The organism is Sodalis sp. dw_96 (assembly GCF_018449575.1).
Taxonomy (GTDB): Bacteria; Pseudomonadota; Gammaproteobacteria; order Enterobacterales; family Enterobacteriaceae; genus Acerihabitans.
Genome location: NZ_JAAVUT010000004.1, coordinates 208433 through 229772, shown reverse-complemented (window position 1 = coordinate 229772; position 21340 = coordinate 208433). Strand labels below are relative to the sequence as shown.

The window sequence follows — 21340 nt, the reverse complement described above, 5'->3', positions numbered from 1 at the left end:
ATTTCAGGCGGTGTCTTTGATTTTACGCTTACGCCACAGCAAAAGCAGCGTTCCCACCAGGCCGCTGCAGAGCAATACCAGCGGCAGCACCATCAGGATCATCATGACCTGATCTTCATGGTGTTTCAGCAGCGGCATATGGCTTAAGGAATAACCCAGCGTCAGCAGGGTGCTGACCCATATCAGCGCGCTCAGCCAGTTGAAGAGTTGAAAGCGGGTATTGCTCAGGCCTGATATACCGGCAATCGTCGGCAGCAGAGTACGGACAAAAGCCAAAAAGCGTCCCACCAGCAGCGCCATCAGCCCGTGGCGGTTGAACATGGTATAGGCGCGTTGATGATAATGTGCAGGCAGATGCAGCAACCAACTCCTGACAATGCGGGTATCCCCCAGCCAGCGACCCTGCAGGTAGCTGAACCAACAACCCAGACCGGCGGCGGCGGTAAGAACCAGCAGCGTGGGGACAAAACTCATTACCCCTTTCGCCACCATGGCGCCGGAAAGTAATAATAAACTGTCACCAGGTAAAAATGAGGCCGGCAGTAATCCGTTTTCTAAAAACAACATCGTGAACATCACGCAATAGACCACCCCAATCACCCGCGGGTTGGCTAGTGCGGCAAAATCCTGTTGCCAAAGTGCGCGGACAATCTCATGTAATACACCCATTCGAACCTGCTCATCTCGTTTTAGTACTGCAACTTATCACTACAGCTTATCGTCAAAAGATCGGCTTGTCTTAGACAGCCCGCCCGATCGGATAATTTTAATAAACTATTTTAGACCTCTTTCAGTGATTGAGCGATCAACCCGCCTCCCTGATACGGACAAAACCGGCTTCCAGGTCGGCTATGAGATCATCAACATTCTCCAGGCCGATATGAACCCTGACCAGCGTGCCGGTAAACTCCACCCCGCCCGCCGGACGTATGGCCGCGATCTCTTCGGGTTGATTGGCCAGTATCAAGGATTCAAAGCCGCCCCAGGAATAGGCCATGCTGAAATGTTCGAAATGATCAAGATAGTTTTCAAGCTGCGTCTGACTCAGCCTCTCCTTGAGTATAAAGGAAAACAGCCCGCTGGCGCCCTTGAAGTCGCGGATGAACAATTCGTATCCCCGGCTGCCCGGCAGGGCCGGGTGATTCACCGTCGCCACTTCCGGGCGTTCCGCCAGCCATTGCGCCACCCGCAGGCCGTTCGCCTCGTGCTGTTTAAGCCGGACGCCCAGCGTTCGCAGACCGCGTGCCGCCATGTATGCCGTATCGGCATCCACCATTTGACCCATCAGGTAGGATTGCTCACGCAATTGGTCCCAGCAGCGCGCATTGGCTACCGCGGTGCCCAGCATGGCGTCGGAATGGCCGATGATATATTTCGTACCGGCCTGAATGGAAATGTCCACGCCCAGCGCCAGTGCCGGCAAAAGAATACCCGCCGCCCAGGTGTTATCAAGCATAATCACAATATCGGGATTGACGGACCGTACCGCCCGCACGATGGCCGGAATGTCCTGCACCTCCATGGTGATGGATCCCGGGGACTCCAGGAACACCACGCGGGTGTTTTCCTGTATCAGATCCGCAATGCCGGCCCCTATCATGGGATCGAACCAGGTGGTGTCGACATTCAGCTTGCCGAGAATATGACGACAAAAATCCGTGGTGGGTTCATAAACGGATCCGGTGACCAAAATATGATCCCCCGCCGAAACAAAAGAGAGAATCGCGTTGGTTATGGCGGCGGCACCGCAAGGATACAGGGCGCAGCCCGCCCCGCCTTCCAATTCCACCATGGCCTGTTGTAAAGAAAAATGGGTCAGGGTGCCCCGCCGGCCGTAAAACAATTCCCCGTTCGCCCGCTGTGCGGTGGCGTGTTTTTTGGCCTGGACCGAATCAAAAACCAACGAGGAAGCCCGTTGAATCACTGCGTTGACCGATCCCTGGGTAAATCTCTTATCTCTGCCGGCGGCGATCAGTGCCGTTTCAATTTTCTTAACCGTCATTATCTGTGCTGTGCCCTTAGCTATACACGTCTTGGGTTAAGTTAACATGAATGCAGGCCTACGGCAGGCGTTTTAGCACGCTAAAAACGATTAACACTATTAATCATCCGGCGGCAAAAATCGCTGACGGGAAGCGCTCTGCTGACAGTGGCCGGTGTCGGTAATCTTTAAAAATTCGTTACAAATTAAGCTACCATTTATTAATGAAGTGAAACTATAGAGTGGATTTCTGGCTGATTAATAAAATTGATACAAATAATAATGAGAACCACTATCAATTCACGTCCTGTTTGTTATCATTCTCGCTGATTTAATTTCCTGTAACATAATCCGGTGGAGGCATTTCGTGAAGACGGCTGTCATGACGAGTATCCAGGACTTATACCACAAGGCTCGGCGATGCGCCGGCCCGCTACCCGCCATCCTGCGTGGCCTGGCGGCGGCGTCAATATTTTCATGCGCCCTGAGCGTCGCCGCTCCGCCGGATCAAGCCGCCCCGCAAGCCTCGGGTACTCAACACGTCCAGCAGGCGCCGTCCCCTGACCCCGCCCCGGTCCAAAGCATTCAGCAGTCGCCCACCCTGTCCGGACCAATGAGCGCCGATATGGGCTCCGCCCAACAGCTTGCCCAAATGGATTTATCGGTATGGGGCATGTACCGGCATGCCGATGTGGTGGTGAAAACCGTGCTGGTGGGGTTGTTAATTGCGTCGGTCATCACCTGGGCACTGTTTTTCGGCAAAAGCATCGAGTTGACGGCGGCCAAACGGCGCCTGCGTGATGAACTGAAAACGTTAAAAAACGTACGCAGCCTGGATGAGGCGGTTGAAGCTGTCGCCGCATTCCAGTCCGCCGGCGTCAGCTCCGGCCTGGTGGCCGAAGTGCAAGATGAACTGGCTTTATCCGCCGGAGCTACCGACAGCGCCGGCATCAAGGAGCGCGCCGCTTTTCGATTGGAGCGGCGGGTGGCGGCCTCCAGCCGGATGATGGGTAAAGGCAACGGATTTTTGGCCACCATCGGCGCCATTTCTCCCTTTATCGGCCTCTTCGGCACGGTGTGGGGCATCATGAACAGCTTTATCGGCATCGCACACACCCAAACCACTAATCTGGCGGTGGTGGCGCCGGGCATTGCCGAAGCATTGCTGGCCACGGCGGTCGGTCTATTCGCCGCCATTCCCGCGGTGGTGATTTATAATATATTCGCCCGCACCATTGCCGGATATAAGGCCATGGTGGGGGACAGCGCGGCGCAAATCCTCTTGCTGCTGGGGCGCGATCTGGATCTGGCCGCCAGCGCCGGAAATCGGGAACAGAAAGCCGTTTCTAAGCTTCGGTTAGGGTAAGTTATGGCAATGCATTTGAATGAAGATATCGATGGCGACGGTGAAATGCATGATATCAACGTCACGCCTTTTATTGACGTTATGTTGGTGCTGCTGATTATATTTATGGTGGCCGCCCCGCTGGCAACGGTGGATATCCGGGTGGATTTGCCTAACTCCACCGCCCCGGTGCAGCCTCGGCCGGTAAAGCCGGTTTATTTGTCGGTAAAAGCGGACAAACAGCTGTTTATCGGCGATCGCGCGGTGGATATGAACACGCTGTCAGACGCCCTGAATCAACAGACGCAGGGTAATAAAGACACCACCATCTTTTTTCAGGCCGACAAGCAGGTTGACTATGAGACCTTGATGTCGGTGATGGACAGCTTGCGCAAGGCGGGCTATTTCAAGGTCGGTCTGGTGGGCATGGAGACAGCGGAGCAGCGTTGATCTCCAGTATCCCTTTGGCGCAAGTACAAGGACAGCGCGAGTAGCCGTCTTGCATGTTAACCGAGGCTTCAACCGAGCGTGTTAAAGGGAGACCGCGCCGATAGGGTCGTATCGGGCATGGTTTTTCTGCCCGACCGAGCGCCCCTCAGCGCGGGGGATATAAAACCGCTATCACTGAGGGTAAAAGCATGCCCATCCCCGCATTATTAACCCAGATGGTTGCCCAGAATTATTAACCCAGATGGTTGCCGCCGGTCACGCCATGCACCTCAGCGGTTACATAGCTGGATTCCTGTGACGCCAGATAGACGTAGACCGGGGCCAGCTCGGCGGGCTGTCCGGCGCGGCCCATCGGGGTTTGCGAGCCGAAATGCGGAAGTTTTTCAGTCGGCTGGCCGCCGGTGACCTGCAGCGCGGTCCAAATGGGGCCGGGGGCGACGCTATTGACCCGTATCCCTTTTGAGATAACCTGCTTGGCCAACGCACGGGTAAAGGTGAGGATGGCGGCTTTGGTGGATGCGTAATCCAACAGGGAGGGACTGGGTTGATAAGCCTGAATGGACGAGGTGGTAATGATTGAAGCGCCTGCCGGCATAAAGGGCAACGCGGCTTTGGTGATCCAGAACAGGGAGAATACGTTGGTTTCAAAGGTCTTGCGAAATTGCTCAGTGGTTAAATCGGCAATATCTTCGACCGCGGTTTGTTTACCGGCCACCAATGCCATAATGTCCAAGCCGCCCAACTGATTGACCGCATTTTCCACCGTTTTGAGATTGACCGACTCATCGCTTAAATCCCCCGGCAGCATCACCAAATTACGGCCGGCCTCTTTTATCAGCTCCGCAACCTGATCGGCATCCTTCTGTTCAGCCGGGTGATAAGAGAGAGCTATATCCGCGCCCTCGCGGGCAAAAGCGATTGCCACCGCGCGTCCAATACCTGAATCTCCCCCGGTAATCAGCGCCTTGCGCCCCGCCAATCGACCGCTGCCCCGATAGCTGCTTTCGCCGCAATCCGGAACCGGCCCCATTTCGGATTGCAGACCCGGAGAGGATTGCTGTTGCTTAGGAAACTCGCCCGCCGGATATTGTGTTAAAGGGTTTTGCATTTTATATTGATCAAATTCGGCCATTTTAATCTCCTTGAGCTCGCTCGAACTGTAATATTTATTCTAAGCCTAGTCGATTTTGACGTTTTGTCTAATGAAAGTAAACCATAGATATTAATTGGCGAAGGCAACGTATATTATGGCAAAGTACAGCCTGTTGCTTAAAAAAATAAACTCAAGGTTTTTTAAATAACCTTTTTTTTAAAATATAACAGTTTTTTTGGCTTCTCATTTGATGACAAAAAATATTTTTCAATATCAATCACTTTCTCTATTGTATCATTATTGGCAATTATATCATTTACGACGCTTATGTCATTCATGGCGCAGGTCTTATTGTCCTAATACATCGGATAGCTCCTGCTCTGGATAAATTGCAAATGATTGTCATGCCAGCGTGTTATGGCTATTTTTCTCTGCTTATTATAAGGCTGTCGCGGGTAGCGGCACGTCGACATAGACTTGTCCGATTCTTTCTCGGCGGTGGAACTAGAAAAAGACTGTGATATATTGGGCTGATGAAGCAATATGCCCGTGGCGGCGGCAAGGGCGGGTCGGGGTGCGTCGGCGCAATCCGTTTCGGCGTTGTCGGCGGCCTTGAGCGCGTTGCCACGCTGCGTTTCATCTTCCGTTACCAGCGTGAGATCGCCTTCGGCATTCTCATAGATAATACAGAAATTACCCTGAAGCAATTCGAGGATTTTCATACCATAACGTTTTACCGCCAGACAAATAATTTCTTTACTGATCACATCATGTTGTGAAGGATAATAGCTATATATCAGATAATTCAACAACGGTAAGTTGTCAATATGCCCTATAATATGCCATGACTCGCTATTTAAATCAAATGCGTCGTAAGGCGTATGATTACCAATAAATAAATGGCCTTGCCGTAGCCGGTAAACCTTGTCCTGTGGCGATGTCTTCAGGGTCAATAAATTATTTCCTTCGTTTAAAATGATACAAAATCGATTGCTCATACATTCCTTTATAACTATCATATGTGATAATAATGGTTACTGCGAAGACGACCTGGTTAAATACGATACTCGTTAATGGATTTATTGAAAGCTGATATTAAGTGCAGTTATTACCTGGACTTTAGTACAGGTTGTGAGGTTTTTTTTTAACTGATACCATTAAATCACTTTGTATTCAGTTTAAGCAAAGGTAGTGAATTCATCATAACGATAAAAGGATTGGGTATGTTTAACTTAATTAGTGTAGATTACCAGGATATTATCAATGATAAGCTTGACGAATTATATTTGCTGAGAAAAAAGACATTTAAAGATCGCCTTGATTGGCAGGTATCCTGCGTAGGGGACCGGGAGTTCGATCAATACGACAATGAGCATACCCACTATTTGCTGGGCTGTTATGATGGTTATATTGTCAGCAGCGTACGTTTCATCAGCATGAAGTATCCGAACATGATCACCGGTCCGTTCAAGGCGTTTTTCAACTACCAGGCCCCCGAAGATGAAGCTCTGCTGGAGTCTAGCCGGTTTTTTGTCGATAAAGAGCGGATGAAATCCCTGGCGGAAACGAAGCTACCCTTCTGTCACTTATTATTTTTAGGCATGATAAATTATACGCGCACTATTGGTAAAAAAAACATCATGACAGTATGTAGCAAATCAATGTACATCCTCTTAAAACGAAGTGGCTGGAATATCACCATTGAAAGTATAGGATTATCCGAGAAAAAAGACCCCGTTTATTTACTTCGTCTGGGTGTTGATAATGAGAGCCAGGATAGACTGATAAAATATATACGGCGTTATCACTATTGTGAAGAGAACTATTTGAAAAAATGGCCTATTTATCTTTAACTTATTATTCATTTAAAAAGTATGATATTGTTTCCAATGTGCACACCCCTGCATGGTTAGAGATAAATTTAACCCGTTAGTGCCAACTACATTGGGTAATATCATGTCAATGACATGAGAATGGCAATGGCCGCTGTACTCAGGGCACCTCTTTTTAATATGCCGTGATACATGTCATTGACGCTTGCTTATTCAGAGAATTGCAGCAGGTGTAAATCAGACGCTTTTTTTATCGCATGTTTTGCATTCACGACGCCAAGTTTAACGATCAGATTACCTATATGAAACTTAACGGTGCTTTCAGTAATACCCATGATAATAGCAATCTCATTATAGGTTTTACCGATACTTGCCCAGCGCAGTGCTTCTATTTCACGAGATGTTAATTTCTTTTCCAATTTACCTCGCAAAATACTGTGATCCTGTCTCCGCTCGATGATATAACGTTCATGAATTGAGAGTAATAATTGCTGTAAGTTCTTTTTGTTATTTGTAATATAGTGTTGGAATAAATCGATGTCTCCCTCGGTGTACAGGCTGAGCGTGGCAAGATTGTTTTCATGATCGTGCAAAGGAAAAGTATGTCCATTAGAAATGTTGTATTTTTTGGCAACTTTAAAAATGTCTATGCGGCGTATTTTATCTGGGGGCAATATTTTATCATTCCAGGTGAAAGGCATGATGCGCTGTAACGCAATGATAATGACAGGATCATGCTGGTAGAGCGTCATATTGATATACTTATTAATCCATTCGGCCGGATAATTGGAGTATATGACGGGCGGGTCCAAATGACGCTTATTGATAACCGAATAAGCAAAGCGGGTGTGTTCTGGGAAATTGATCTCACGATGTATAAGATCATTGATTTCATCGGTGATAAGAACATGTTTATTATCTCTGACAGATTTAACATTAATAAGCATTTTTCTTCTCATTATTCACATGCGGTGGTATTGGCAAGGGTCAGTCATCTAAAGCAAAGGCTGGATAAAGCATGAAATATGTTTTATTATTTAATTTGATAGTAAAACAAATAACAGGTTCGGTCAACGACAAAATACTATCATTAATGTAAATGATATAAAAATAAAATAATATTAAAGTCAATTAATAAAAAATGATTTAATAATCTAATAAAAAAGTGAATACTCATGCCGGATAAGAGAACAATATCAGTAAGGCATGCTTCAAACAAAGGCCATTCATCCGGAGAGGCGAGAGTCGTCCGCCGGATAACCCACCGCGCCCCGTCTGCCCCGATACGCCTGTATGTGCTTAATCAATCCTGCAGCCATCCCGCGTCACAGTGAGTTGAAAGTTATTCAATGGGTGTATACTCTTCTTGAGCAGCAAGGGCTTAACTTACACTGTAATGCGGGATAATCTCTTCGCCGCGAAGAAGGATCGATGAGAAGGGAACATAAATGCGTTGGCCAATGGATGCACCCGTTTTAGCGAAACTCACCAACAAACATCTGATGCTGTTATGGGTGGTTATCCCGGCATGCCTTTTCATTTTTTCATTAGTTGTAATAGCCATTATCGCACAGCACGCGTTGGAGAAAAGAGCCGGTAACGACATCCTCAGCACGGTCAAATTTATCGATACCATATTGGATGATGCCAGTGGCACGGCGGAAGATGCACTGGCGCTGCTCGGTCGGCCCTGCGGTGAGGTGGTGGAGCAGTTGCGTATGATGGGCGTGAAAAATACCATGGTGCGCACTGTTAATCTTATTCATGACGATGAAGTTTATTGCGGCACGGTGCCATTGACTACGCATCGTCAGTTAATACCCCATAGCGCCAGCGACAGCTCATCCCTGCCGTCCATTCACTTTCGCAGCGGCACCCGTCTTTTCCCCAATCTTGCCGTCATCATTTTGCATAAATACCGGGGTAACGACGGCGTCAGCGCCATTATAGATACCCAGTATATGAGTTATATGATGAATATTGTCGGCACTGATAATCAGGTCATGGTGATTATCGGCGATCAATTCCTGTCTCCATTGGGTAAGCTGGCGCCGGTTAGCGCCATGGCGAAAGAGTATATCGCTGTCTCCGGGCATTCGCACAAATACCCATACAAATTACAGGTTAATATCTCCCGTCACCGTTTCATTGATGATCTTATCGATACCTACGGGGTGATAGTGCTTTTTTCGGTGGTGGTATCGATAGTCACTTCGCTGCTGATCCGTAATTGGCTCAAGACGCTGACCTCCATCCGATCCTCCATGGCTCAAGGGTTAAAGCGCAATGAATTTGAGGCCTTCTTTCAGCCGGTAATGGATGCCGGGAATGATTGCTGTACCGGCGTAGAGATCCTGGCACGGTGGAACCATCCCACCGACGGCGTGGTATCCCCTGAAGTCTTTATTCCCCTGGCGGAAGAGTCCGGCCTGATAGTCCCGCTGACGCGGCAGTTGATGAGACAGGTAGCGGAGGTCGTGGCCAAAACGCCGGTATATTGGCGCGAAAACTTGCATATAGCCGTTAATATCTCGGCCATCCATCTGCTGAACAGGCGGATTGTTGATGACTGTCGTGAATTTTTACGAAGCGTGCAAGGCAAAAATGTCCAGCTATTGCTTGAGCTGACTGAACGTCAGTCCATTGAAATCAATGACGTCACCTTAGAGGTTTTATCGGCGTTGCAAGAGATTGGCGTCCGTATCGGTATCGATGATTTCGGTACCGGGTATTCCGGTCTTTCTTATCTTAGCAAAATGAATATCGACTTTCTTAAACTGGACAAGTCGTTTATCGCGATGATTGAACTGGAGAGCGCCACCAAAATTATTGTCGATGTGGTTATTGATTTGGCACAAAAGCTGAATATGCAGGTCATTGCAGAGGGGGTGGAGCATCTACATCAAAAACAGTATTTGCTCGACAAAAAGGTTATCTTTCAGCAAGGCTTTCTCTTTTCCAAACCTTTACCCATAGCCCAATTCCAACATTACTTCAATCAAACTAATTAATAACTCATAAAATAATTTAAGTGTATAATTATATCCTTGGGCATAGGATGCTTAAAAAAGGCTATCATTTTTTTAATTCCAGATGAAAATAGGATATTTATTATTAGCAGGTTATTTATATTTGTGCTTGTCCGTTTTTGTTTTTAATAGTAAGGTTAGTAAAAGATACTCTCATAACTGGATTGTGGCTAATTAATCAATGAGCTAATTCGGAAATGTTTTATATAGTTATATAAAAACTAATTAGCCAAACAACTAAATTCAATCGTATTTATCACATTGAGTCCGCACCTGACAGTGCTATACAATGGCATGGAAGTTAACGAAAACAGTAATAGCTTACATTCGATTAAAATAATTTCTGTAAAAACAAGAACAGAGACATTTTGTCACGACGATGATTGATTCATTATTAAGGAGAAAAGTCGATGGACATAGAGCGACATACTATCGTCTCCCAGAATGATAAACTGGCGGTACGGTTATTTCCTGCTCAGGGACCCACTGCGTTTCCCGCGCCGGCAGTTCTGCTTTGCCATGGCTTTTTCGGCATCCAGGATCTTCTGCTGCCGGTTTTCGCCGGGTTATTCGCCGATGCCGGTTTTACGGCGGTCACGTTTGATTACCGGGGATTTGGCGACAGCGAGGGTGAGGCTGGCAGGGTTGTTCCTGAGCAGCAGATCAACGACATTATTACCGTGCTTGAATGGTGTGAAAACCGGCCGGATATTGACCCGAAACGCATAGCGCTATGGGGCACCTCCCTCGGAGGCTGCCATGTGGTTGAGGTTGCCGCCCGGCATCCCGAAGTGAAATGCATCATCAGCCAGATGGGTTTTGCCGATGGTGAACAATTGGTGACGGGTGATATGGCATATGACGAAAAAAAGAGATTCCTCAATACCATGGAGCGAATGGAGCGTAAAAAGCGTCAATCCGGCAAAGAGCTGTTTGTGCCCATCATCAAGGTCATGACCGATGAGGAATCGCGCGCTTTTTTTGAAAGAAACAAAAAACGTTACCCGGCGCTGAATATCAAGGTGCCTTACATGACGGTGTGGGAAGCGATTCAATACCATCCGGCGGCGGCGGCAGAGAGAATTACCCAGCCGACCTTAATGGTTTTCGCGGAGGATGATAAAGTGATTGCTCTGGAGTATGGCTTGGCTTTCTATCAGGCCGTTGCGGCGGAAAAACATTGCCATATTCAACCGCAGGCCCGCCATTACGATTTGTTTGCCGGTAAACATTTTACGCAGGTGGCGGAACGTCAGTTGTACTGGCTGCGTGAATATCTCTAAGGGATACGGCCGGTCGCTGCCCTCCCGTGACGGGACCCGACGGACGACGGTATTCGCCGGCCTAACGGGTCCCGGAGCGGTGAAAATCGTCAAACATCACTGGGTTGCCTGGCCATATCGACTGCTTAACCGTGGATCAGTACACATTTTTCAATAACGAGACTTCCAAAGGTTTTACCGTAAGCGAGGCCAATTCGTCCACCATCGCCTTGAGATGCGCAGACTGACCGTGCTTTGCCAGAATTTCCTGGCTGGCCCAGTGTTCGACAAAAATGAAATGATCGGGGCGCTCTTGATCCTGGTGAAGATGATATTTTAAACAGCCTTCTTCCTTGCGCGTCGCGTCAACACAAGGTTTGGTCACCGCTTTGATAGCTTCGGCACTGCCAGGTTTTCCTTCGATTACGGCAACGACATGAATATCTGTGGACATAGAGTACTCCTTCATCAGAACGAACGACCCGGTTCCACTCAGGGTCAAATTATTTGTGCTTTCCAATATACTCCAGGGAAATGCGTATCTTTACTATATCGGGCTTTTTTTGGATCGGGCTTTTTTTTTTGGCAATCGCGGGACTAAAACCCCAGCAGGAAGGATATCAGGGCTTATCAGGCATTTTATCGCCGGATTCCGGTGCCTGGCCCGGATCCGTTCTATGTGGGCTGTCTGTTTGGCCGGTCAGGTGTCGGCGGCACGTCTTGGGACATATTCCTCATCAAACAGGCGTTGAATTCAATCGTGGATATGTTTGCTTAATAGGCATGAAAAGATTCGAGCGGGCAGGATGATGAAGTATTAATTTTCTTTCCCGGTATTCAGGCACTTAAATATAATATTGGTAGAGGACGTGAAATTTATTTTCCCGCATTTTGTTTCAAGGTGTAAATAGGCCTTGCCAGCTGAGGTGAGTCTACTAGGATCAATCATAACGGTCGCTTAATCATTCTTTGAATCATTCTTTGAATCATTCTTTGATTAAGAAACCGGAAATGATAGATAGCTATTTTTCTAAAATACTATGTATTACGGCATGAACTTTTAACTCACTCGGAGGTCTCTGATGGCTACTCATCGTGGCGGTTCAGGTAACTTTGCTGAAGATCGTGAAAAAGCGTCCAGCGCAGGCAAGAAAGGCGGCCAGCATAGCGGAGGCAATTTCAAGAACGACCCGCAACGCGCAGCCGAAGCCGGTGAAAAAGGCGGCCGCAACAGCCATGGCGGCGGAAGAAAGCCTTCCCGGTAATTTATCGGGAAGGATATGATACAGCCACATAATTATGCTTCGTCAATTTATCTTAACGGTAATTTATCTTGATGGATAGCGTGGCCTAATTATATGACCGTCATAGCTGATAACTGCCGGATTAATCTCCGGCAGTTTTTTTATGGTTTTAATTAAAATAAAAAGACAAATGACAAGATAATTATACAAATCGTTCCTGCATCAAAAGGCCTCCATATAGAGTGTTTATTAATGGGTCGGGCTCTGAGGTCGTTCAGGGCATTGCTCAAAATGACGTGCGGCAAAACGTGTAAAACGCGATACTGGCAGGTAATGAAGTTACATTTTATTCCCTGACTGGAGGAACAGCACCGATGAGCGACGTTACCATTTACCATAATCCTGTTTGCGGCACCTCCCGCAATACCCTGGCGCTGATTCGCGAGCTGGGACATGAGCCGAATATCATTGAATACCTGAAAACGCCCCCTGATCGCCGGCAATTGGCAAAGCTGATTGCCGATATGGGCATTACGGCCCGCGCATTGTTAAGAACCAACAACGATCCTTACCAGCAGCTCGATTTGTCGGATGATCGCTGGAGTGACCAGCAGCTGATTGATTTTATGGTGGATAACCCGATTTTAATCAACCGTCCTATCGTTGTCACCCCGTTGGGTAGCCGGCTTTGCCGCCCCAAGGAACGGGTATTGGAAATCCTGCCCCACGATTGAGCGCGCGAAACCGTTATCAGTCATATTTCTCGCACATTGAATTGATTGCTTTGGGCAGGTCTGCTAATGGTTAGAATTTGAGCGGAATCACAGAATTCACATCTGCCGACGCGTCGCGCTTGTTAAAAATCCGGGCGCGTTTCATTATCATAAACCGTGCTTGTACTTAGTATCAGAAAGCAATTTAAGTAAAACCTAAACTCCTTGTTCCTATTGCGTATGGTGGTGGACAAGCGGTTTAGGTTTTTTTTTTGCGTTAAACTTATGAATAAAACGTTCAGATGACCTTGACTGATTTCCGCCGTCTGCATCTCATTTTCCTGATTCCATATCGTATTTAATCCTCTTTTATCCCCGGAGCCGCATAAGCGTCGGTAAAAAAGCCGTTAGCGTATTTTTATGTCGAAATGGGCGCGAGTCGTTCGACGTTTATGCCGGATTGTGGCGGTGATGCCAGTGCTTTATCATGATATTTGTTAAAAAATTATTAATATTCACCTGCATGGGGCACTCAGGCAGTGTTAATGCCTGAAGTTGGTGCAAAAAAATGCCCCGTGCCGGGATCTGAGGATGATTTAGCAGCATTTTAATATTTAACCTTTTGATTTTTAATATAATAGACTGAAATTTTCTCATTGGCATGTCCTGTGCTTAATATTGTTACTCCGCTAACACTCCGGCACTGTCTGTCAGCAGAGTAACAGACCCCCGCACCCGGTGAGGCCGGTCCCTACATTGCTCCTATTATCGAGGCGTTTATAATGGAAATTCAAAAACCTTACCTGTTATTTCTGGCCGATGCCCATGACCGTCTGGCGGCAAAAGTTGCCACCGGCATACGCCACTGGCATCCGGAATATTGTGTCGGTCAACTGAGAATGGCGGGCTGCCAGGTGGATTGCGAACTGCCGGATCTGGATATAAACGCCGCTGTGGCCAAAGGGGCCAAGACGCTGGTGGTGGGGGTGGCTAATCGCGGCGGGGTTATTAGCGAAAGTTGGGTGGCGCTTTTGCAACAGGCGTTGGAAAGCGGCATGGATTTGGCGGCGGGATTGCATAACCGCCTGTCCGATGTCCCGGTATTAAAAGAAACAGCCCAACGTCTGGGCCGCAGCCTGTTCGACGTGCGCCACACCAGCGCGGTCCTGCCGGTGGGCAATGGGCGCAAACGCAGCGGCAAACGTCTGCTGCCGGTGGGTACCGATTGCTCCTGCGGAAAAATGTATACCGCTCTGGCCATTGAGAAGGCGTTGCTGGCGCGAGGTCAAAAGGCGACCTTTCGCGCCACCGGCCAGACCGGTATTTTGGTGAGCGGCGCGGGCATCAGTATTGACGCGGTTGTGGCGGATTTTATCGCCGGCGCGGTGGAAGTGCTGGCGCCGGACAATGAACCGGATCATTGGGATGTGATCGAAGGACAGGGTTCTTTGTTTCATCCCTCCTTTGCCGGGGTCACCACCGGTCTGATTCACGGCGCCCAGCCCGATGCCCTGGTGTTATGCCACGAGCCCACGCGTACCGCCATGCGGGGGGTGGATTATCCGCTGCCGGATCTGGCGGATTGCATGGCGCTCAACCTGAAGATGGCGCAGTTAACCAATCCCCAAGCGCGTTTTGTCGGCATCTCCATTAATAGCGCGTTTCTGTCCGAACCGGACGCGCTTGGTTATATGGCGGACCTTGAGCGTCAATTCGGCCTGCCGGCGGTGGATCCGTTCCGCCAGGGCGTTGACAGTATCATCGACCATCTTTAATGCGGCGGGAAAATACAATGACCAGAACCGTCTATATCAACGGCGAGTATGTGCCGGAGTCCGAGGCAAAAATATCGATTTTCGACCGCGGCTTTTTGTTTGCCGATGCAGTGTATGAAGTCATGGCGGTATTGAACGGCAGATTACTGGAAAATGCCGGCCATATCGCACGCCTTGAGCGCTCCTGCCGAGAGCTGAAACTGCGGCTGCCGGTGACGGCCGCCGCCCTGGAAATCATTCAGCATAAACTTATCGCCGTTAACCAACTGCGGGAAGGGGCGATTTATCTGCAGTTGAGCCGCGGAACGACCGGCGATCGGGAATTTGATTTTCCGCCGGCGACGGTGGAGCCGACGCTGACGTTATTCACCCAGGCCCGGCCGGTCATCGACAACGTCAAGGCCCAAACCGGCATCCGGGTGGTGACGGTGGAGGATATCCGCTGGCGCCGCCGCGATATTAAAACCGTCGGGTTACTGGCCCCTTGCCTGGCGAAAGAGTATGCCCATAGCCAGGGCGCGGACGACGCCTTTCTGGTGGAAGACGGCATGATAACCGAAGGCAGCTCTTCCAATGCCTGGATCGTCACCGAGCAGGGCACCTTGGTGACCCGGCAGCTCAGCACGGATATTTTGCACGGCATTACCCGGCGGTCGCTGCTGGAACTGGCGGCGCGTCACGGCATCCCGTTTGAAGAACGGCCCTTCAGCGTCGAAGAGGTTTACCGTGCCGGCGAGGCGTTTATCAGTTCCGCCACCTCATTTATCTGGCCGGTCGTGCAGATCGACGGCAAGCCCATCGGCAGCGGTAATCCCGGTCCGGTCACTCGTGCATTGCGCAATATCTATGTGGAAATGGCGCTGGAAGCCACCGGCGGAAGCGCCAGGCGCTGAATGTTGCCCCTTCGCGAGGGAAATTGATTGTGATGTTTGTCGGGTTTGTCACCCAAACTTTGTACGGCCCGACACAATCTGTTCTTTACTGATCTGGATGCATCGGCGGTGCAAAAGGGCTGCGTTATCACTTTATCTGAATCCCTACGCACTGTTTTAAGGCAGGCCTTTGCCTAAAGGGTTGTCCCTTACGCTATCGGAGGTGGGTATTGTCCGCTCTACACGGCGCCCGCCAAAGTGGCAGAAATATTGCTTGGTTTTAAGGCTAATTGAAACGGCTAATTGAAACGGCTAATTGAAACGGCTAATTGAAACGGCTAATTGAAACGGCTAATTGAAACGGCTAATTGAAACGGCTGATAGTAATGGCTGATTGTAACGGCTGATTGCTGACGGCTATCGTTTCCAGCCTCGTCCGGATGTCGGCATTATCGCGGCGAGTGCATGGGTTGTACGTTTTTGCTTCAGGATAACGGGTCCGCGCCTCCGGCGTTTTGCTAAAAACAGTATAAAGGAACCAGATAATGTCACTAAAACTGCTAAGAACTCCGCTTTCCGCTTTGCTTATCGCCTGCCTGGGCACAGCTTTCGCCGCCCATGCCGATGTGATTATCGGCGTCGCCGGGCCCTTCACCGGGCCTAATGCCACCTATGGGGATCAATACTGGCACGGCGCCTCGCAGGCGGCGGCGGATATCAATGCCGCCGGCGGCATCAAGGGGCAAAAAATTACCCTGGTGCAGGGAGACGATGCCTGTGAGCCGAAACAGGCGGTGGCGGTGGCCAATCGTTTGGTGGATGAAAACCATGTTGCCGGGGTGGTGGGGCATTTTTGCTCTTCGTCCACCATGCCGGCGTCGGCGGTGTATGACGAGGCCGGCATTATCGCCATTACCCCCGGCTCCACCAATCCGCAGATCACCGAGCGCGGCCAAACCGCGATGTTCCGCATGTGCGGCCGGGACGATCAGCAGGGACTGGTGGCCGGCAATTACATCATCGATAAGCTGAAAGCGAAAAAAGTCGCCATTATCCATGATAAAGATACCTATGGTCAGGGGCTGGCGGACGCCACCAAAGCCCAGCTTAACCGCCGGGGAGTGAAGGAAGTGATGTACGAAGGGTTATCCCGCGGCGAAAAGGATTTTAACGCGCTGGTGACCAAGATCCGCGCCGCGGATCCGGATGTGGTGTATTTCGGCGGCTGCCATCCGGAAGCCGGTCCGCTGGTGCGCCAGATGCGTGAACAGGGCGTGAAGGCCACCTTTTTCTCAGGCGACTGTATCGTCACCGCTGATATGGTGACCGCCGCCGGTGGTCCGCAATATACCAAGGGTGTGTTAATGACCTTCGGTAAAGACCCGCGTGAAATCCCGGACGGCAAAGCGGTGATTGAAAAATTCCGCGTCGCCAAGTTCGAACCTGAAGGTTATACCCTTTACTCTTACGCCTCGGTACAGGCTCTGGCCGCCGCCTTTAACGCCGTCGGCACCGATTCCGCCAAGGCCAGCGCCTGGCTGAAATCCCATCCGGTGAATACGGTCATGGGGCAAAAAACCTGGGACAGCAAGGGCGATCTGAAGGTCTCCGATTACGTGGTTTACCAGTGGGACGATCAGGGTAAATATCACGAAATACCTTAATCCACCGAGGCATGTCGGGTCTCCAGGGTTCCTATGCCGGACAATCCGGCGCGGGACCCATTGGATGCCCGTTTTGCCGGCCTGCGGGACGGAACAGGGTATTGCCGAGGCTGTTACGGCCCCATGCCGCGCCGGGCGGCCCGTTCAAACGAGACTGCTTAATAATGGATGCTACCTTTCTGCAACAAATGCTCAATGGCTTAACGCTGGGGGCGGTCTACGGTTTGATCGCCATCGGCTACACCATGGTGTACGGCATTATCGGCATGATTAACTTCGCCCACGGCGAAGTTTATATGATCTCCGCTTATCTGTGCGCCATCGCGCTGGCCCTGCTGTCTTTTTTCGGCCTGCATTCGTTTCCCCTGCTGATTCTCGGCACCCTGGTGTTTACCATCGTGGTCATCGGCGTGTACGGCTGGGTTATCGAGCGTATTGCTTACCGGCCCCTGCGTAACTCAACCCGCCTGGCGCCGCTGATTTCCGCCATCGGCATGTCCTTGATCCTGCAAAACTATGCCCAAATTAGCCAGGGGCCGCGCCAGCAGGGCATCCCCACCATGATGGACGGGGTATTTAAATTCACCCTTGGCGGCGATTTTGTTCAAATCACCTATACCAAGGTTTTCATCCTGTTGGCTTCCCTTGCGGGGATGCTGGTGCTGACTTACCTTATCGGCCATACCCGCCTCGGGCGGATGTGCCGGGCCACCCAGCAGGATCGTAAAATGGCCTCGATGCTGGGTATCAACACCGATCGGGTGATTTCCCTGGTCTTCGTTATCGGCGCCGCCATGGCCGGACTGGCGGGGGTGCTTATCACCATGAACTACGGCACCTTTGACTTCTATGCCGGCTTTATTATCGGCATCAAAGCCTTTACCGCCGCGGTGCTCGGCGGTATCGGCTCGCTGCCGGGCGCCATGTTGGGGGGGCTTATTCTGGGTGTGGCGGAAGCGCAATTCGCAGGCATGGTCAATTCCGACTATAAAGATGTGTTTTCATTTTCATTATTGGTGGTCATCCTGATTTTTCGCCCGCAGGGCCTGCTCGGCCGCCCTATGGTGGCTAAGGTATAAAGGGAGCTTTTATGTCGCAACCCGTAACGCGCGGCGCCATTGATTTCAGGCAATGCGCTGTGGATACCGTATTGGCCGGGCTTCTCGCGCTAATCGTTTTCGGCCCCATGGTGGGGGTGGTGCTCAACGGTTACAGTTTCGACTTCCAGCCACGGCGGCTGATGTGGGTTATCCTGGTGGTGATGGCGGGCCGCGCCCTGGTGAGCCTGTTTTTGCAAACCGGCCCGGGGCGGCGTTTCCTGACCCGTTTCCACGGTGATAGCGGCGGGGTGTATGTCTTGCCGGCGGGCTATAAAAGCCGTCTGCGCTGGATTATGCCGCTGATAGTGCTGCTGGCGGTAATATTCCCCTTTTTCGCCACCAAGTATATCTTGACGGTGGGCATCCTCGGTCTGATTTATGTGCTGCTGGGCCTGGGGCTGAATATCGTGGTGGGGCTGGCCGGCCTGCTGGACCTGGGGTATGTGGCGTTTTACGCCATCGGCGCCTACGGTCTGGCGCTGGGACATGAATACCTGGGGCTGGGCTTCTGGACCATGCTGCCGCTGGGGGCGTTGCTGGCGGCTCTGGCCGGCACGCTGCTGGGCTTTCCTGTATTGCGCATGCACGGGGATTACCTGGCCATCGTGACCTTGGGATTTGGCGAAATCATCCGGCTGATCTTGAATAACGCCCTGGCATTTACCGGCGGCCCCAACGGAGTGGAAGTGCCGTCCCCCACCTTCTTCGGCCTGGAGTTCGGCCGCCGGGCCAGGGAAGGGGGCGTGCCGATTCATGAGTTTTTGCATATCCCCTATAATCCGGATCTCAAATTTGTTTTTATCTATACCGTGTTGACCCTGGTGGTATTGCTGGTGCTGTATATCAATCAGCGCCTGCGGCGCATGCCCATCGGCAGGGCCTGGGAGGCCCTGCGTGAAGATGAGGTCGCCTGCCGCTCCCTGGGGCTAAACCATGTGCTGGTCAAATTGTCGGCCTTTACCCTCGGGGCGTCCACCGCCGGGGTGGCGGGGGTGTTCTTCGCCACCTACCAGGGTTTTGTCAATCCCACCTCGTTTACCTTTTTTGAATCGGCGCTGATACTGGCCATCGTGGTGCTGGGGGGGATGGGATCCACCGTCGGCGTGGTAATCGCGGCGTTTGTGCTGACGGTGGCGCCGGAGCTGCTGCGCAGTTTCGCTGAATATCGCGTGCTGTTGTTCGGCATATTAATGGTGGCGATGATGATTTGGCGGCCGCGGGGACTTATCCGCATCAGCCGTTCCGGCTTCGCGGTGCGCAAGGGGGTGGCGCCATGAGCGACGCCATCCTCAGGGTCGAGCATTTGATGATGCAGTTCGGCGGTATCAAGGCCCTTAACGATGTCAACCTGGAGGTGGAGCGCGGTTCCATCACCGCCCTTATCGGCCCGAACGGCGCCGGGAAAACCACGGTATTCAACTGCCTGACCGGTTTTTACCGGGCCTCCGGCGGGCGTATCGAGCTCAATACCCGGCAACGCAGCATCGATATCATTCAAATCCTCGGCCAAAAATTCCGCGGCGAAGACTGGCTGCACCCGGCGCGTTGGGGCCGTCGAGTCTTCTACAAAATGTTCGGCGGCACCCATCTGGTGAATCGCGCCGGGCTGGCGCGGACCTTTCAAAATATACGGTTGTTCCGTGAGATGTCGGTGGTGGAAAACCTGCTGGTGGCCCAGCATCGGCAAAGCAACCGCAACCTGATTGCCGGCATACTTAACACCGCGGGCTACCGTCATGCGGAGAATCGGGCGCTGGACCGGGCCTTTTACTGGTTGGAGGTGGTGGATCTGGTGGACTGCGCCAACCGGCTGGCGGGTGAGATGTCCTACGGCCAGCAGCGCCGGTTGGAAATCGCCCGCGCCATGTGCACCGATCCGGAAATGGTTTGCCTGGACGAACCCGCCGCCGGCCTTAACCCGGTGGAAACCCGCACCTTAAGCGGTATTATCCGTTTCCTGCGCGACAGCCACGGCATCACGGTACTGCTGATTGAACATGATATGGGCATGGTGATGGAGATTTCCGATCATATTATCGTTCTGGATCACGGCGACGTGATTGCCCGCGGCGCGCCGCACTATATCCAGCACCATGAAAGCGTGATCGCCGCCTATCTCGGCACCGACGATGAAGAGGCGGCGCTATGAGACGGATATCGGCGTTGAAGCGTGAGGAAGTCGCCGCCGCCATTCTCGGTATCTCCGGCAAGGAGGGCGTCATATGAGCCGGATGCTGGAGTTTCAAGACGTTGATGTATTTTACGGACCGATCCAGGCGTTGCGGCAGGTCTCTCTTGAGGTTAACGAGGGGGAAACGGTGGCGCTTATCGGCGCCAACGGCGCCGGTAAATCCACCCTGCTGATGTCCATCTTCGGCCAGCCTCGTATCGCAGGCGGTAAAATCCTGTTTCGCGGCGAGGATATCAGCCGCAAATCCACGCACTCCATCGCCGCCGGCGGTATCGCTCAGGCGCCGGAAGGGCGGCGGGTTTTTCCGGATATGACGGTGACGGAAAATCTGCAAATGGGCACCATTCCCATCGGTAATCGCCATGAAACGCAGGATTTGCAGCGCATGTTCACGCTGTTCCCTCATCTGGAAGAACGTCGCCACCAGCGGGCGATGACCCTGTCCGGCGGGGAGCAGCAAATGCTGGCCATCGCCCGGGCGCTGATGAGCCGGCCCAAGCTGCTACTGTTGGACGAACCCAGCCTGGGGCTGGCGCCGCTGGTGGTGAAACAGATTTTCCAAACCTTGCGCGAACTGGCGAAGGAGGGGATGACCCTGTTTCTGGTGGAGCAAAACGCCCACCATGCCCTTAAGCTCTCGGATCGGGGCTATGTGATGGTTAACGGCCGCATTCGCTTGCAGGGTACCGGCGCGGAACTGCTGGACAATCAAGAGGTAAGGCAAGCGTATTTGGGGGGAATATGATTTTTGCTTATCGGCGGGAGTGGGATAATGCCCGCCGATTATTG

The 21340-nt window shown here is 51.3% G+C and carries 20 protein-coding genes; 14 read left to right on the top strand and 6 right to left on the bottom strand.

Features of this window, described 5'->3' with window-relative positions; translation table 11 throughout:
- Positions 1-3 precede the first annotated feature (3 nt).
- Positions 4-669: a DedA family protein gene (locus HB631_RS08730; RefSeq protein WP_213990759.1), complete on the bottom strand. Its 666-nt coding sequence runs from the start codon at positions 667-669 to the stop codon at positions 4-6.
- A gap of 136 nt (positions 670-805) precedes the next feature.
- Positions 806-2002 (bottom strand): cystathionine beta-lyase, encoded by a 1197-nt coding sequence (metC, locus tag HB631_RS08725; protein WP_213990758.1) that lies wholly within the window; start codon positions 2000-2002, stop codon positions 806-808.
- 361 nt (positions 2003-2363) lie between these two features.
- Between metC and exbB the strand changes: the two genes are divergently transcribed.
- Both exbB and exbD read left to right on the top strand, forming a co-directional pair.
- On the top strand, positions 2364-3347 hold the full coding sequence (gene exbB / locus HB631_RS08720; protein WP_213990757.1) for a tol-pal system-associated acyl-CoA thioesterase: 984 nt from the start codon (positions 2364-2366) through the stop codon (positions 3345-3347).
- Positions 3348-3350: 3 nt separating this feature from the next.
- The gene (gene exbD, locus HB631_RS08715; protein WP_213990756.1) at positions 3351-3776 is read left to right on the top strand and encodes a TonB system transport protein ExbD; all 426 of its coding nucleotides are present in this window, start codon (positions 3351-3353) and stop codon (positions 3774-3776) included.
- 232 nt (positions 3777-4008) lie between these two features.
- On the opposite strand, the gene HB631_RS08710 is transcribed toward exbD, so the two are convergent.
- Both HB631_RS08710 and HB631_RS08705 read right to left on the bottom strand, forming a co-directional pair.
- Positions 4009-4908, bottom strand: coding sequence for an SDR family oxidoreductase (locus HB631_RS08710; protein WP_213990755.1), 900 nt, complete (start codon positions 4906-4908; stop codon positions 4009-4011).
- Between the two features lie 317 nt (positions 4909-5225).
- Complete coding sequence (locus HB631_RS08705; RefSeq protein ID WP_213990754.1) at positions 5226-5867, bottom strand: DUF1933 domain-containing protein; 642 nt, start codon at positions 5865-5867, stop codon at positions 5226-5228.
- A 225-nt stretch (positions 5868-6092) separates the two neighbouring features.
- On the opposite strand from HB631_RS08705, the gene HB631_RS08700 reads away from it, so the two are divergent.
- Positions 6093-6722 (top strand): acyl-homoserine-lactone synthase, encoded by a 630-nt coding sequence (locus HB631_RS08700; RefSeq protein WP_213990753.1) that lies wholly within the window; start codon positions 6093-6095, stop codon positions 6720-6722.
- Positions 6723-6910: 188 nt separating this feature from the next.
- Here the strand turns inward: HB631_RS08700 and HB631_RS08695 are convergent, their stop codons facing one another.
- Positions 6911-7648, bottom strand: a complete 738-nt coding sequence (locus HB631_RS08695) for a LuxR family transcriptional regulator (RefSeq protein WP_213990752.1) — start codon at positions 7646-7648, stop codon at positions 6911-6913.
- Between the two features lie 501 nt (positions 7649-8149).
- Between HB631_RS08695 and HB631_RS08690 the strand changes: the two genes are divergently transcribed.
- A complete protein-coding gene (locus tag HB631_RS08690) occupies positions 8150-9712 on the top strand; it encodes an EAL domain-containing protein (protein WP_213990751.1) in 1563 nt (520 codons plus the stop codon).
- Between the two features lie 428 nt (positions 9713-10140).
- Positions 10141-11013, top strand: coding sequence for an alpha/beta fold hydrolase (locus HB631_RS08685; RefSeq protein WP_213990750.1), 873 nt, complete (start codon positions 10141-10143; stop codon positions 11011-11013).
- Between the two features lie 136 nt (positions 11014-11149).
- Here HB631_RS08685 and HB631_RS08680 read toward each other — a convergent pair whose 3' ends face one another.
- On the bottom strand, positions 11150-11446 hold the full coding sequence (locus tag HB631_RS08680) for a putative quinol monooxygenase (protein WP_213990749.1): 297 nt from the start codon (positions 11444-11446) through the stop codon (positions 11150-11152).
- A gap of 628 nt (positions 11447-12074) precedes the next feature.
- On the opposite strand from HB631_RS08680, the gene HB631_RS08675 reads away from it, so the two are divergent.
- The 9 genes from HB631_RS08675 to HB631_RS08635 all read left to right on the top strand — a co-directional run bounded on the left by HB631_RS08675 (position 12075) and on the right by HB631_RS08635 (position 21296).
- Entirely contained in the window at positions 12075-12257 is a 183-nt protein-coding gene (locus tag HB631_RS08675) for a general stress protein (protein WP_213990748.1), read from the top strand.
- A gap of 353 nt (positions 12258-12610) precedes the next feature.
- Positions 12611-12970, top strand: a complete 360-nt coding sequence (arsC, locus tag HB631_RS08670; protein WP_213990747.1) for an arsenate reductase (glutaredoxin) — start codon at positions 12611-12613, stop codon at positions 12968-12970.
- A 761-nt stretch (positions 12971-13731) separates the two neighbouring features.
- Entirely contained in the window at positions 13732-14724 is a 993-nt protein-coding gene (gene dgcN, locus HB631_RS08665; protein ID WP_213990746.1) for an N-acetyltransferase DgcN, read from the top strand.
- 17 nt (positions 14725-14741) lie between these two features.
- Positions 14742-15617, top strand: a complete 876-nt coding sequence (locus tag HB631_RS08660) for a D-amino-acid transaminase (RefSeq protein ID WP_213990745.1) — start codon at positions 14742-14744, stop codon at positions 15615-15617.
- Between the two features lie 524 nt (positions 15618-16141).
- Positions 16142-17260 (top strand): branched-chain amino acid ABC transporter substrate-binding protein, encoded by a 1119-nt coding sequence (locus HB631_RS08655; RefSeq protein ID WP_213990744.1) that lies wholly within the window; start codon positions 16142-16144, stop codon positions 17258-17260.
- Positions 17261-17424: 164 nt separating this feature from the next.
- The gene (locus tag HB631_RS08650; protein WP_213990743.1) at positions 17425-18339 is read left to right on the top strand and encodes a branched-chain amino acid ABC transporter permease LivH; all 915 of its coding nucleotides are present in this window, start codon (positions 17425-17427) and stop codon (positions 18337-18339) included.
- A gap of 11 nt (positions 18340-18350) precedes the next feature.
- Positions 18351-19637 (top strand): high-affinity branched-chain amino acid ABC transporter permease LivM, encoded by a 1287-nt coding sequence (gene livM / locus HB631_RS08645; protein WP_213990742.1) that lies wholly within the window; start codon positions 18351-18353, stop codon positions 19635-19637.
- The gene (locus HB631_RS08640; RefSeq protein ID WP_213990741.1) at positions 19634-20509 is read left to right on the top strand and encodes an ATP-binding cassette domain-containing protein; all 876 of its coding nucleotides are present in this window, start codon (positions 19634-19636) and stop codon (positions 20507-20509) included. The genes livM and HB631_RS08640 overlap by 4 nt, the downstream gene beginning before the upstream one ends.
- Positions 20510-20582: 73 nt before the next feature.
- On the top strand, positions 20583-21296 hold the full coding sequence (locus HB631_RS08635) for an ABC transporter ATP-binding protein (RefSeq protein WP_213990740.1): 714 nt from the start codon (positions 20583-20585) through the stop codon (positions 21294-21296).
- Positions 21297-21340 lie beyond the last annotated feature (44 nt).